This window comes from Kitasatospora sp. NPDC004272 (assembly GCF_053603035.1).
In genome coordinates this window covers 25,420-38,353 of sequence record NZ_JBSGET010000079.1, presented here as the reverse complement: position 1 = coordinate 38,353, position 12,934 = coordinate 25,420, and the positions used below count along the sequence as shown (strand labels likewise).

The 12,934-nt window shown below is 73.6% G+C and carries 12 protein-coding genes and 1 pseudogene; 8 read left to right on the top strand and 5 right to left on the bottom strand.

The genetic code is table 11. The features are described 5' to 3' along the window. Positions 1-413, top strand: a pseudogene (locus tag ACWEO5_RS23420) (hypothetical protein); the annotation flags it as partial. A gap of 91 nt (positions 414-504) precedes the next feature. Here ACWEO5_RS23420 and ACWEO5_RS23415 read toward each other — a convergent pair. Beyond that, the gene (locus ACWEO5_RS23415; RefSeq protein ID WP_344552760.1) at positions 505-978 is read right to left on the bottom strand and encodes a carboxymuconolactone decarboxylase family protein; all 474 of its coding nucleotides are present in this window, start codon (positions 976-978) and stop codon (positions 505-507) included. A gap of 101 nt (positions 979-1,079) precedes the next feature. Next, positions 1,080-1,418, bottom strand: a complete 339-nt coding sequence (locus ACWEO5_RS23410; protein ID WP_452164249.1) for a hypothetical protein — start codon at positions 1,416-1,418, stop codon at positions 1,080-1,082. Positions 1,419-1,665: 247 nt separating this feature from the next. On the opposite strand from ACWEO5_RS23410, the gene ACWEO5_RS23405 reads away from it, so the two are divergent. Continuing rightward, complete coding sequence (locus ACWEO5_RS23405; RefSeq protein ID WP_452164248.1) at positions 1,666-2,691, top strand: nitronate monooxygenase; 1,026 nt, start codon at positions 1,666-1,668, stop codon at positions 2,689-2,691. Between the two features lie 4 nt (positions 2,692-2,695). Here the strand turns inward: ACWEO5_RS23405 and ACWEO5_RS23400 are convergent, their stop codons facing one another. Further along, the gene (locus tag ACWEO5_RS23400) at positions 2,696-4,141 is read right to left on the bottom strand and encodes an aminopeptidase P family protein (RefSeq protein WP_452164247.1); all 1,446 of its coding nucleotides are present in this window, start codon (positions 4,139-4,141) and stop codon (positions 2,696-2,698) included. A gap of 234 nt (positions 4,142-4,375) precedes the next feature. Between ACWEO5_RS23400 and ACWEO5_RS23395 the strand changes: the two genes are divergently transcribed. The 6 genes from ACWEO5_RS23395 to ACWEO5_RS23370 all read left to right on the top strand — a co-directional run bounded on the left by ACWEO5_RS23395 (position 4,376) and on the right by ACWEO5_RS23370 (position 11,967). Beyond that, entirely contained in the window at positions 4,376-6,118 is a 1,743-nt protein-coding gene (locus tag ACWEO5_RS23395; RefSeq protein WP_452164246.1) for an ABC transporter substrate-binding protein, read from the top strand. A gap of 16 nt (positions 6,119-6,134) precedes the next feature. Then, on the top strand, positions 6,135-7,103 hold the full coding sequence (locus ACWEO5_RS23390) for an ABC transporter permease (RefSeq protein ID WP_452164245.1): 969 nt from the start codon (positions 6,135-6,137) through the stop codon (positions 7,101-7,103). Continuing rightward, positions 7,100-8,089 (top strand): ABC transporter permease, encoded by a 990-nt coding sequence (locus ACWEO5_RS23385; protein WP_452164244.1) that lies wholly within the window; start codon positions 7,100-7,102, stop codon positions 8,087-8,089. The genes ACWEO5_RS23390 and ACWEO5_RS23385 overlap by 4 nt, the downstream gene beginning before the upstream one ends. After that, positions 8,086-9,072 (top strand): ABC transporter ATP-binding protein, encoded by a 987-nt coding sequence (locus tag ACWEO5_RS23380; protein ID WP_452164242.1) that lies wholly within the window; start codon positions 8,086-8,088, stop codon positions 9,070-9,072. The genes ACWEO5_RS23385 and ACWEO5_RS23380 overlap by 4 nt, the downstream gene beginning before the upstream one ends. Next, positions 9,069-10,082, top strand: coding sequence for an ABC transporter ATP-binding protein (locus tag ACWEO5_RS23375; protein WP_452164241.1), 1,014 nt, complete (start codon positions 9,069-9,071; stop codon positions 10,080-10,082). Before ACWEO5_RS23380 ends, ACWEO5_RS23375 begins: the two co-directional genes overlap by 4 nt. A gap of 88 nt (positions 10,083-10,170) precedes the next feature. Further along, complete coding sequence (locus ACWEO5_RS23370; protein ID WP_452164240.1) at positions 10,171-11,967, top strand: glycoside hydrolase family 36 protein; 1,797 nt, start codon at positions 10,171-10,173, stop codon at positions 11,965-11,967. Positions 11,968-11,990: 23 nt separating this feature from the next. Here the strand turns inward: ACWEO5_RS23370 and ACWEO5_RS23365 are convergent, their stop codons facing one another. Both ACWEO5_RS23365 and ACWEO5_RS23360 read right to left on the bottom strand, forming a co-directional pair. Continuing rightward, positions 11,991-12,365 carry a hypothetical protein gene (locus ACWEO5_RS23365; RefSeq protein WP_452164239.1) on the bottom strand — a complete coding sequence of 125 codons (375 nt, stop codon included), beginning with the start codon at positions 12,363-12,365 and terminating at the stop codon, positions 11,991-11,993. A 116-nt stretch (positions 12,366-12,481) separates the two neighbouring features. Further along, positions 12,482-12,871, bottom strand: coding sequence for a roadblock/LC7 domain-containing protein (locus tag ACWEO5_RS23360; RefSeq protein WP_344552770.1), 390 nt, complete (start codon positions 12,869-12,871; stop codon positions 12,482-12,484). Between the last annotated feature and the right edge of the window lie 63 nt (positions 12,872-12,934).

Genomic DNA, 12,934 nt, shown 5'->3' with positions numbered 1-12,934 from the left:
GTCGGTGGCCGCAGGGACGGTGGCCGCAGGGGCGGCGGCCCGGGGGGAGGCGTAGCGGCGTGGGGGCGGGCCCGTGGGCGCACCCGACGCCGTACCACCCGGACCCGCGGCGGGCGCTGGACCGGCTGGAGGAGGAGGGCGGCCCGCACGGCGTGCTCGACGCGGCCGGAGTGGTGCGCGGCCCGGCGGACGAGGAGCGGACCGGTGCGGTCCGGCCGGCGGAGGGGGCCGAGGCGGTGGAACTGTTCGGCACCGGGCGCCCGACGGCGGCGCGGGTCGCGGAGGTGGCCCGCCGGGCCGGGGACGGCCGGGTGCCGCCGTCCGGCCGGGGCGCCGGCTGCGGCATGGCGGTGCACGGCGAAGGCGACGGCGGCCCCGAGGGCTACCGGTTCCGGGGCCGCGGCGGATCCTGAGCGGGGGAGGCGGAAGGAGGGGGAGGCGGGGCGGACGCCCTGGCCCCGGAGGGGGCGGGGGCCTGGGCGTCCGGCGACCCGGCGGGGTGGATCAGGCGAACTGGCCCGGGACGTAGTCCCCGGCGGGCTGCTGGATGGTCACGTTGATCCGGTTGTACGCGTTGATCAGCGCGATCAGGCTGACCAGCGCGGCCAGCTGGTCCTCGTCGTAGTGCTTGGCGGCCTCGGCCCAGGCGGCGTCGCTGACCCCGCCCGCGGCGTCCGCGATCCGGGTGCCCTGCTCGGTGAGCTCCAGGGCGGCCCGCTCGGCCTCGGTGAAGACGTTGGCCTCGCGCCAGGCGGCGACCAGGTTCAGCCGGGTCTGGGTCTCCCCGGCGTGCGCGGCGTCCTTGGTGTGCATGTCGGTGCAGAAGCCGCAGCCGTTGATCTGGCTGGCGCGGATCTTCACCAGCTCCTGGGTCGCCGCCGGCAGCGCGGACAGGCCCAGGGCGTGGCCGGCCGAGTTGATGTACTTCAGGAACTTCGCGCCGAGCGGGTTGCCGAAGTAGTTGAGACGAGCGTTCACGGTTGGTGACTCCTTGGTGTTCAGCGCCGGTGTGTTCCGCGCTTCTGAAAGGTTGACCCCGCCGCGACCGCCGGTGTGACAGGCTGCGGATGTGACGCCGGTCACGCCTCCGAGGGGGTGACGTTCCAGTGCTCCGGCAGGTCGGCCTCGCAGAAGACGCACACGAAGAACCCTTCCCGCACCAGTGAAACCTCCCCGCAGCCGGTGCAGCGCCGGAACACCGCCGAGTAGGTGAAGCCGCCCGGGTGCGACGCGCCGGCCCGTTCGAGGGCCGCCGCGACGGCCGGCCAGCACGCGGTGTCCGGGCAGTAACCGGTGGACAGGTTCGACACCTCCGCCACCCGGCGCCCGGGGGCGAAGGCGACCTCGCCCGCGCCGAGCACCGCCGCGCCGCCCGCGCACGCCACGTGCTCGCTGCGCCGGTCCGCGAGCCGCAGCACCCCGTCCGTCCCGACCGTGTACGTGAACGGGCCGGCCGGGTCCGGCTGCCGGGCGAGCCAGGCGGCGAGTTCCGCGGCCGAGCCGACCGGGACGCCCGGCGGCGCGGTGCGGGCGGCGGTGCGGATGTCCGGGGGCCGACGTAGGGGTAGGCGGGGGCGGTCACCGGGGGAGCTCCCGCGGGCGGCCGGTGCGCGGACATAGGGTGGACGCGCAGGAGCGCCGGACGGTTTCTTCGAGGAGCACGCAATGGACTTCGGGTGGACGGTCCCGCTGGTGGCCGCGCCGATGGCGGGCGGGGCGAGCACGCCCGCGCTGGTCGCCGCCGTCAACGGGGCGGGCGGCCTCGGCTTCCTCGCCGCGGGCTACCGGGACGCCGGCGGGATGGTCGAACAGATCGCCCGGACGCGGGAGTCGACCGACCGGCCGTTCGGCGTCAACCTGTTCGTCCCCGGGCCGCCGGCCGATCCCGGGCCGGTCGCCGCCTACCGGGAGCGGCTGCTGCCGGAGGCCCGGCGGTGGGGCGTCGAGCTGCCCGCCGCGATCCCGCCGGACCGGGACGACTGGGACGCCAAACTCGACGCGCTGCTGCACGGCCCCACCCCGGGCGTCGCCTGGGTGTCGTACACCTTCGGGCTGCCCGGGGCCGCCGAGGTCACCGCCCTCCGGGCCGCGGGCATCCGCCAACTCGGCACCGTCACCAGCCCCCGGGAGGCCCGCGCCGCCACCGCGCTCGGCCTCGACGCGCTGGTCGTCCAGGGCCCCGAGGCGGGCGGGCACCGCGCCACCCACCGGGCGCAGGACGAGCCCGGGACCCTGCCGCTGCTGCAACTCCTGGCCGCGGTGCGGGAAGTGACCCCGCTCCCGCTGATCGCCGCCGGCGGGCTGGGGGACGGGGCGGCCGTCGCCGCCGCCCTGGACGCGGGGGCGGTCGCCGCCCAGCTCGGCACCGCGTACCTGCGCACCGCGGAGTCCGGGGCCTCGGCCGCGCACCGCCGGGCCCTGGTCGAACTCGACGCCACCACCGTCACCCGGGCCTTCACCGGGCGCCCGGCCCGCGCGCTGCGCAACGCGTTCACCGAGCGGCACGAGGGGCGGGCGCCGGCGGCGTACCCGGAGGTGCACCACCTGACCCAGCCGCTCAGGGCGGCCGCCGGGCGCCGGGAGGACCTGGCGGCGATGCACCTGTGGGCGGGCACCGCCCACCGCGCGGCCCGCGAGGGCTCCGCGGCGGACGTCACCCGGGAGTTGTGGCGGGAGGCGCTGCGGGGGTAGCGGCTCAGCCCAGCAGGTCGCCCATCCAGGACTCGACGGCGGCGGCCTCGCGGGGGAGGGCGCCGGACATCAGGCGGGCGCCGTCGGCGGTGATGACCAGGTCGTCCTCGATCCGGACGCCGATGCCGCGCAGCTCCGCGGGGAGGGTGAGGTCGTCGGGCTGGAGGTAGAGGCCGGGCTCGACGGTGAGGACCATGCCCTCCTCCAGGACGCCGTCCAGGTAGGTCTCGGCGCGGGCCTTGGCGCAGTCGTGCACGTCGAGGCCGAGCATGTGGCCGCTGCCGCAGAGGGTGTAGCGGCGGTAGAGGCCGGAGTCCTCGTGCAGGGCCTCCTCGGCGGAGACCGGGAGCAGGCCCCACTCGGCGAGGCCCTCGGCGATGACGCGCATGCCGGCCCGGTGGAACTCGCGGAAGGAGGCGCCGGGGCGGAGGGTGGCGATGCCCGCGCTCTGCGCGGCCAGGACGAGTTCGTAGACGTCGCGCTGGGCGGGGGTGAAGGTGCCGGACAGCGGGAGGGTGCGGGTGACGTCGGCGGTGTAGAGGCTGTCGGTCTCCACGCCGGCGTCGAGCAGGAGGAGCTCGGTGGGGTCGAGCGGGCCGTCGTTGCGGATCCAGTGCAGCACGCAGGCGTGCGCGCCGGAGGCGACGATGGTCTCGTAGCCGGTGCCGTTGCCCTCGGCGCGGGCGCGGCTGTTGAAGGCGCCCTCCAGCAGGCGTTCGCCGCGGTGGTGGCGCAGCGCGGCGGGGATCGCGCGCACGACGTCCTCGAAACCGGCGGTGGTGTGGTCGACGGCGAGTTGGAGCTGCTCGACCTCCCAGGCGTCCTTGACCAGCCGCAGTTCGGCGGTGGCGGCGGCGAACCGGCCGTCGGGCAGGGCGTGTTCGGCGCCGGGCCGGCCGGCCAGCGCGTCCAGGACCGGGTCGACGCCGGCCAGCAGGCGGGTGGGGACGGAGCCGGTGAACAGCCCGGGCAGGTCGTCGAGGTGGGCGGTGCGCAGGCCGGTGAGCCGGGCGGCCTCGGCGAGGTCGGCGCGCCGGCCGACCCAGAACTCGCCGTAGCGGCGGTCGCGGTAGAACTCGGCGGAGCCGCCGGAGCGGTCCGAGCGGGGGCGCAGGTAGAGGACCGGCTCGCCGTCCGGCTCGACCACCAGGACGTGGCCGACCTGCTCCTCGCCGGTCAGGCCGGTGAGGTGGGCGTAGGCGCTGTGGGGGCGGAAGCGGTGGTCGCAGTCGTTGCTGCGGACCTTCAACCGGCCGGCGGGGACGAGCAGGCGCTCGCCGGGGAAGGCGGCGGCGAGCTTGGCGCGCCGGGCCGGGAAGTGGGCGTAGCCGGGGACGCGTTCGTCAGCGGGCAGCGGGGTGGCGGCCCACTGGCCGGCCATGTGGGCCTCCAGCGCGGGGGTGACCGGGAGGTCGTGGCTGCCGGTGTTCAGGGTGGGCTGGTCGGTCATCGTCGGGGCTCCTGAGACCTGGTTGAGCTGGGACAACGTGCTTGGCGGGAAAGGGACTCGCCGCGCGGGGGCGGGCGCCGCAATGACACGGGTCGATAACGGTCCCGCCCCCTCGTTGCGCAGTGCAATTTCACATTACTATGTTACGGGTCACACCTCAGAGCGGGCCAGACTCCGGGCGGCACGGATCCCCCCCGTTGAACGGCAGGCCGGCCCCCATTCCCGGAGTTGCACATGAACAGGCGTTCCCACGTCGCCCTGGCGGCGGCCATCGCGGCATCCCTCACCCTCGGCCTCGGTGCGTGCGGCAGTGACAGCGGCGGCGGTGACGGCGGCAGCGGCGACCAGCAGGGCGTGACCACCCAGGGCAACGGCATCATCGGCGGCACGCCGGTGAAGGGCGGCACCCTCACCATCCTGTCGAACCAGGACTTCGACCAGCTCGACCCGGCCCGCAACTGGACCATGCCGGTCATGGACGTCGGCGTCCGGATGCTCTACCGCACCCTGACCACCTTCAAGGCCGCCCCCGGTGCCGAGGGCCTCAAGGTCGAGCCCGACCTGGCCACCGACCTCGGCACCCCCAGCGACGGCGCCAGGACCTGGACCTTCCACCTGAAGGACGGCCTCACGTACGAGGACGGCACCCCGATCGTCGCCGACGACATCAAGTACAACGTCGAGCGCTCGTTCTCCGCCGAACTGGCCGGCGGCCCCGACTACGCGGCCCGCTACCTGGCCGGCGTCGACGGCTACCAGGGCCCGCTCGGCGGCCGGCGCCTGGGCAAGGACTCCATCGAGGTCCCGGACGCCAAGACCATCGTCTTCCACCTCAAGCGCCCGGTCGCCGAGTTCGGCCAGACCGTCACCCTGCCGACCTTCTCGCCCGTCCCGCAGGCCAAGGAGACCGGCGCCAACTACTCCAACCACCCGGTCTCCTCCGGCCCCTACAAGATCGAGAGCTACGACCGCGGCAAGCGCATGGTGCTGGTCCGCAACACCCACTGGGACCCGGGCACCGACCCGGTGCGCAAGGCGTACCCGGACCGGATCGTCGTCGACCAGACCCTCAAGGGCACCGGCATCGCCGACCGCCTGATCGCCGACCAGGGCGACGACGAGAACGCCGTCTCGTACGTCGACCTGACGCCGGCCAAGATCTCCGAGGTGCTCACCAACCCGGACGTCAAGAGCCGCCTGATCAGCGAGAACGGCGGCTGCACCACCATGCTCGACATGAACACCACCAAGGCGCCGTTCGACAACGCCAAGGTGCGCCGGGCCATGCAGTACGCGGTGGACAAGGAGTCCTTCGCCGCCGCCATGGGCGGCCCGGCGTTCAACGACATCGCCACCACCTACCTGCCGCCGGTGCTCACCAACGGCGCCCCGGTCGACCACTTCATGATCAAGCCCGCGGGCGACCCGGAGAAGGCCAAGCAGCTGCTCACCGAGGCCGGCCTCCCGAACGGCTTCGACACCGAGATGGTCACCTCCACCGGCGGCAAGCAGCAGGCCGAGGCGGTCCAGGCCGCCCTCAAGCGGGTCGGCGTCAACGTCACCATCACCACCGTCGACCCCACCGCCGTCAACTCCATCGTCGGCGACAAGGACAAGCAGCCCGGCCTGGCCCAGCTCGGCTGGTGTCCGGACTACCCGTCGGCCGGCACCTTCCTGCCGATGATCTACGACGGCCGGCAGATCCGCGACAAGGGCAACAACGGCAACATGACCCGGTTCAACGACCCCGAGGTCAACGCCGAACTCGACCGGATCGCCGGCCTGTCGGACCTCCAGCAGGCCAACTCCGCCTGGCTCGCCCTCGACGCCAAGATCATGGACGCCTCGCCCGCCGTCCCGCTGGTCTGGCAGAAGAAGCCGCTGCTGGTCGGCTCCAACATCGCCGGCGCCTTCGGCTCGCCGATCTGGTCCGCGCAGATCGACTACGCGACCATCGGCCTCAAGTCCGTTAAGTAAGGCGGGAGTTCCCCACATGACCACTCCGCTCGCCCCGGCCCCGGCCGGGGGAGCGGGGGCCCCGGACGCCCCCCGGGCACCCGCCGCCCCCGCCTCCCCCTGGGCCCTCGCCCTGCACCGCCTGCGCCGCCAGCGCACCGCCATCGTCGGCGCCGCGATCATCGCCTTCTTCGTCCTGGCGGCCGTCCTCGCCCCGGTCCTCACCGCGATCAGCGGCACCGGCCCGGACACCATCGACAAGAAGGCCGTCGACCCCTACCTCGGCGGCCTGCCCCGCGGCTCCCTCGGCGGCATCAGCCCCGAGCACTGGCTCGGCGTCGAACCGATGCTCGGCCGCGACATCTTCGCCCGGCTGCTCCACGGCGCCCAGATCAGCCTGCTGGTCGCCTTCGTCTCCGCCCTGCTGATCACCCTGATCGGCACCGTCCTGGGCATCACCGCCGGCTACTTCGGCGGCCGCGTCGACGCCGTGATCAGCCGCTTCATGGACGTCATGATGTCCTTTCCTAGCCTGATCTTCATGATCGCGCTGCTCTCGGTCGCCCGGGACGTCAACCGGGTGCTCCTGCTCATCGGCGTGATGTCGCTCTTCTCCTGGCCCTACATCGCCCGCGTCGTGCGCGGCCAGACCCTCTCGCTCAAGCACCGCGAGTACGTCGAGGCCGCCCGCGCCAGCGGCACCACCAACCGCCGCATCCTGTTCGGCGAGATCCTCCCCAACCTCACCGGCACCGTCATCGTCTACGTCACCCTCGCCGTCCCCGGCCTGATCGGCACCGAGGCGGCGCTGTCCTTCCTCGGCGTGGGCATCCGCCCGCCCACCCCCTCCTGGGGCCAGATGATCTCCGACGCGGTGCTCTACTACAAGGTCGACCCGATGTTCTTCATCCTGCCCAGCACCTGCCTGTTCCTGGTGGTCCTGGCCTTCACCCTGGTCGGCGACGCCCTGCGGGACGCCCTCGACCCGAAGGGCAGCCGGACGTGATCGGATTCCTGCTCCGGCGCGTCCTGGCGATGGCCGCCACCCTGCTCGCGGTCTGCGCCCTCACCTTCGCCGTCTTCTACCTGCTGCCCAGCGACCCCGCCGCCCAGTTCTGCGGCAAGGACTGCTCCGCCGACCGGATCGAACTCGTCCGGCAGCAACTCGGCCTGGCCGACCCCCTGATCGTCCAGTTCTGGCACTACGTCACCGCGATCTTCGCCGGCCGCTCCTACGGCACCGGCCCGTACGCCGTCCAGTGCGACTTCCCCTGCTTCGGCTACTCCTTCCAGTCCGCCCAGCCCGTCTGGGACCTGATGACGGACCGGCTGCCCACCAGCGTCTCGCTCGCCCTCGGCGCCGCCGTGCTCTGGCTCCTCCTCGGCGTCGGCGCCGGCGTCCTCTCCGCGCTGCGCCGCGGCAGCCGGCTCGACCGCACCCTGATGATCGGCACCATCGGCATCGCCGCCCTGCCGGTCTACTTCACCGCGATGATCCTGCTCTACCTGGTCGTCACGGTCGCCGGGATCCTCCCCTACCCGCGCTACATCGCCTTCGGCGAGAACCCCGGCCAGTGGGTCACCAACCTGATCCTGCCCTGGATCACCCTCGCCCTGCTGAACGCCGCCCTCTACGCCCGGATGACCCGCAACTCCGTCATCGAGACGATGGCCGAACCGTACGTCCGCACCGCCCGCGCCAAGGGCCTGCGCGAACGCCGCGTCGTCGGCCGGCACGGACTGCGACCCGCCCTCACCCCCGTCGCCACCATGCTCGGCATGGACCTCGGCGGACTGCTGGCCGGCGCGCTCATCACCGAATCGCTGTTCAGCCTCCCCGGCATCGGCAAACTCTTCGCCGACTCGCTCAACAAGGCCGACCAGCCTGTGATCATGGGCATCACCCTGCTCGCCTCCTTCTTCATCATCAGCTCCAACCTGGTCGTGGACCTCGTCTACGCCTGGATCGACCCGAGGGCGAGGCTGTCATGACCTCCCACCCGCTGCTCGACGTGCGCGACCTCGCGGTCGAGTTCACCACCGAGGAAGGCACCGTACGGGCCGTCAAGGGCGTCGACTTCACCGTCGAACGCGGCCGCACCCTCGGCATCGTCGGCGAATCCGGCTCCGGCAAGTCCGTCACCTCGCTCGCCGTCATGGGCCTGCACCGCGGCGCCACCGTCACCGGCTCCGCCCGGCTCGACGGCACCGAACTCATCGGCGCCCCCGACGAGCACCTGCGCAAGCTCCGCGGCCGCAAGATGGCGATGGTCTTCCAGGACGCCCTCACCGCCCTGCACCCCTACTTCACCGTCGGCGACCAGATCGCCGAGGCGTACCGCGAACACTTCGGCGGCAGCCGCAAGGCCGCCCGGGCCCGCGCCGTCGACGTCCTCGGCGACGTCGGCATCCCCGAACCCGCCCGCCGGGCCGGCGAGTACCCGCACCAGTTCTCCGGCGGCATGCGCCAACGCGCCATGATCGCCCTCGCGCTGTCCTGCGAACCCGACCTGGTCATCGCCGACGAACCCACCACCGCCCTCGACGTCACCGTCCAGGCCCAGGTGCTCGAACTCCTGATGCGCCTGCAGCAGGAACGCGGACTCGGCATCGTCATGATCACCCACGACCTCGGCGTCATCGCCCGGGTCGCCGACGACGTCCTCGTCATGTACGGCGGATCCGCCGCCGAACAGGCCCCCGCCGACACCCTCTTCACCACCCCCCGGCACCCCTACACCCGCGGCCTGCTCGACTCGCTGCCCCGCCTCGACGCCGAGGACGGCGCCGAACTCCGCTCCATCCCCGGCAGCCCGCCCTCCCTGCTCGCCCCGCCCGCCGGCTGCGCCTTCCACCCGCGCTGCGCCGTCTACGCGGCCCAACCCGACGCCCGCTGCACCGGCGACCGCCCGCCGCTGCGCACCGTCGCCGACGGCCACCGCAGCGCGTGCGTCCTCGACGAGGTGACCGCATGACCACCGAGACCGCCCCCCTCGCCGACGCCGCGGACCCCGGCACGCCCGAAGCCCTGCTCAGCGTCCACGACCTCGGCATGACCTTCCCCGGCCCGCGCGGCACCCTGCGCCGCCGGCCCGGCGTCCGCGCCGTCGACGGCGTCACCTTCGACGTACGCCCCGGCGAGACGCTCGGCCTGGTCGGCGAGTCCGGCTGCGGCAAGTCCACCACCGGACGGATGCTGGTCCGGCTGCTCGACCCGACCGCCGGCCGGGTCAGCTTCCGGGGCCAGGACATCACCCGCACCCCGCAGCACCGACTGCGGCCGCTGCGCAGCCGGTTCCAGATGATCTTCCAGGACCCGTTCGCCTCGCTCAACCCGCGGCAGACCGTCCAGCAGATCATCGCCGCACCGCTGCGCGCCCAGGGCGAGGGCAGGCAGCGGATCCGGGCCGAGGTCCGCGACCTGGTCCAGCTGGTCGGCCTCGCCCCCGAACACCTGGAGCGCTACCCGCACCAGTTCTCCGGCGGCCAGGCCCAGCGCATCGGCATCGCCCGCGCCCTCGCCACCCGCCCCGAACTCGTCGTCGCCGACGAACCCGTCTCCGCGCTCGACGTCTCCATCCAGGCCCAGATCGTCGGCCTGATGGAACGCCTCCAGCGCGAACTCGGCGTCGCCTACGTGTTCATCGCGCACGACCTCGCCGTGGTCAAGCACATCAGCCACCGGGTCGCCGTCATGTACCTCGGCCGGATCGTCGAGATCGGCGACAAGCGGCAGGTCTACGACCACCCCGCGCACCCCTACACCAAGGCGCTGCTGTCCGCCGTCCCGCTGCCCGACCCGGCCGCCGAACGCACCCGCGAACGCATCGTCCTGCTCGGCGACCCGCCCAGCCCCGCCAACCCGCCCAGCGGCTGCACCTTCCACCCCCGCTGCCCCAAGGCCCAGGCCCTCTGCCGGACCGAAGCGCCGCCGCTCACCCTCACCGCCCCGGAACGCCAAGTGGCCTGCCACTTCCCGGAGTAGCACCACCGCGCTCCCGCCCCGGCCGGCCGTCCGACCGCTTCCGCGGCCGGCCGGGGCGGGTCCACCCCGTGAAAGGAACCACCGCCCCGTGGAAGAGAACGCCGCGCTGTCCTGGGACGGCTCCGCACCGCCGTCCGGCCGCACCGAGACCTCCCGCACCGTCGACGCCGGACCGCTCGTGCTGCGGGTCACCGCCGTCGGCAGCGCCACCGCCCCCGCCGTCACCGTCACCGAACCGGCCGGCCCCGGCGTGCTGCTGGTCGAAGCCACCGCCGACACCCCGGACGCCCGGCTGCGGATCGAATGGCAGCTGCCCTGCACCGGCGCCACCGGCTACTGGACCCCCGAGGCCAACGCCCGCTGGCTGCCCCCGAGTTGGTCCCGACCCCGGGAAGCCTCACTGCCCAAGGGCGCCCCCGTCGGCAGCCTGGTCGGCCCCGGCGACGCCGCCCTGTGCACCTTCGCGGTCGGCGAACCCGTCCGCCCCGTCACCATCGGCGAGGGCGCCGTCGAGGAGACCGGCCGGTACAGCTGGTGGATCGAACAGGACGGCCCGCGCGCCGCGCTCCGCCTCGACCTCAGCGGACGCCACTTCGCCGACACCGTACGGGAGTCCGCCGCCTGGTGGGCCACCCTCGCCCCCGTCCGGCCCGTCCCCGGCCGGGCCTTCGAGCCGGTGTTCTGCACCTGGTACGCGCTGCACCTGGCGATGACCTCCGCCGACGTCGAACGGCTCGCCGAACTCGCCGCCCCGCTCGGCTTCCGCTCGCTGATCGTCGACGACGGCTGGCAGACCGACGAACGCACCCGCTCCTACGCCACCACCGGCGACTGGCAGCCCGCCCCGCACGGCTTCCCCGACTTCGCCGGACACGTCCGCCGGATCCAGGACCTCGGCCTGAGCTACCTGCTCTGGCACGCGATCCCGTTCGCCGGCGACCGCAGCGCCGCCGCCGAGCGGCTGGCCGGGCACACCCTCGCCCACCTGCCGCTGCTGGAGACCTCCCTGCTCGACCCGCGCAGCCCCACCGTCCGGGCCCACCAGGTGGAACGGCTCGCCGCCGCCGTCGAACAGCACGGCGCGGACGGCCTCAAGGTCGACTTCGTCGACACCTTCGCCCGCAGGCCCGCACCCGGCGCCGCACCCGACACCGCCTCCCCGGAAGCCGACTGCGCCACCGTCGCGGAGGGCGTGCAGAAGCTGCTCGCCGCACTCGACGCCCGGCTGCGGGCCACCCGCCCCGACGTCCTGGTCGAGCACCGCCAGGACTGCACGGGCCCCGGCCTGTGGCCCTACGCCACCATGGTCCGGGCCACCGACTGCCCGCACGGCGCGGTCGAGAACCGGGTCCGCACCGCCGACCTGCGGCTCACCGCCGGACCGCTCGCCGTGCACGCCGACCCGCTGACCTGGCACCCGCAGGAGAGCCCCGAGCAGATCGCCGTCCTGCTCCAGTCGGTGCTGTTCGCCACCGCCCAGGTCTCCGTCGACCTCACCGCCCAGAACGCCGACCAGCTGACCGCCCTGGCGTTCTGGCTGAGCGTCATGAAGGAGCACCGCGAGCTGCTCCAGCGCGGCGAACTGCGCCCGCACCGGCCCGAGTTGGCCTACCCGGTGATCGAGGCCCGGAACGGCGCCCGGCGGGCCTTCGGCCGCTACGCGCCGCTGCCGCTGCGGGCCGACGGCGGGTGGGAACTGCTGCTGGTCGCCAACGCCGACCAGGACACCCTGGTGCGGATCGGGTTCGACCGCGCGCCCGGCACCGTCGACCTGCTGGTGCAGGACTGCCTGGGCGGTACGGTCGCCCGGGCGCAGACCCCGGTCGGCGGGACGGAGCTGTCCGTCCACGTCCCCACCGGGGGTCTGCTCACCCTGCGCAGGTAGCCGGTCGGGGCCGAGCCGGAGGGTCACACCTCCAGGTCGGCCTCGACCTTCTTCAGCTGGTGCCGGGCCATCGCCAGGTTGGCCCGGTTCCGGTCCAGCGCCAGGTACAGGAACAGGCCCTTGCCGGTGCGCGAGGTCAGCGGCCGGATCAGGTGGTACTGGGTGGAGAGGCTGATCAGGATGTCCTCGATCGCCTCGTTCAGGTTCAGCAGCTCCATCGCGCGCAGCTTGGCCCGCACCACGTCGGTGTTGCCCGCGGCCGCGACGTTCAGGTCGAGGTCCGCACCGCCGCCGATGGTGCCCAGCGCCATTCCGCTGTTGTAGTCGACCAGGGCGACACCGATGGTGCCCTCGATCGCGCTCATGATGTCCTTCAGCGCGGTTTCCACAGCAGCCATTTTTTTCAAGTACCTCTTCCGTGAAAGGAATTGACGACCCGTCAGATCCTTGCTGCGACGGGTGTGTTGCATGGTGAGATGAGCGTCGGGGGGTGGGGCGGAGGCCGGGGCGGGGGTCAGAAGGTCGTCCGGTCGAGGTCGGCGTCGGCCAGGGCCGCTATCCGGGCCCCGGCCCGGCGGGCCTCCAGGTGCAGCCGCCCCACGTTGGCCTGCGAACCGGCCAGCAGGGTCAGCACGGTGTACGCGCCGGCCGCGTACGTCGCGGTGTAGCCGCGCTCGCCGCGGGTGATCAGCTCCCGGAAGGCGCCCTGCCCGGTCGCCTCGGTGAGCCGGGAGCCCACGCCGAGCGCGGCGGCGGTCAGTGCGGCCACGCTCTCCGCCTCCAGCGCGGACGCGTCGTGCGCCACCACCAGACCGTCGATGGTCGCCACCAGCGAGCCGGTCAGGTGCGGGATCCTCGCCCGCAGGCCCTGCAGTTCGGCCTGCACCTCGGCTTCCGGCAGCACGGGGGTCCTCCTCGCGGTCAGTTGTCGAAAGGTCCGCTTCATGACTCGGTCGGCGGGACGGGG

Coding starts and splice junctions, on each gene's coding strand:
- ACWEO5_RS23390 (WP_452164245.1), top strand. CDS start 6,135: ATGACCACTCCGCTCGCCCCGGCCCCGGCCGGGGGAGCGGGGGCCCCG.
- ACWEO5_RS23395 (WP_452164246.1), top strand. CDS start 4,376: ATGAACAGGCGTTCCCACGTCGCCCTGGCGGCGGCCATCGCGGCATCC.
- ACWEO5_RS23400 (WP_452164247.1), bottom strand. CDS start 4,141: ATGACCGACCAGCCCACCCTGAACACCGGCAGCCACGACCTCCCGGTC.
- ACWEO5_RS23380 (WP_452164242.1), top strand. CDS start 8,086: ATGACCTCCCACCCGCTGCTCGACGTGCGCGACCTCGCGGTCGAGTTC.
- ACWEO5_RS23405 (WP_452164248.1), top strand. CDS start 1,666: ATGGACTTCGGGTGGACGGTCCCGCTGGTGGCCGCGCCGATGGCGGGC.
- ACWEO5_RS23375 (WP_452164241.1), top strand. CDS start 9,069: ATGACCACCGAGACCGCCCCCCTCGCCGACGCCGCGGACCCCGGCACG.
- ACWEO5_RS23365 (WP_452164239.1), bottom strand. CDS start 12,365: ATGGCTGCTGTGGAAACCGCGCTGAAGGACATCATGAGCGCGATCGAG.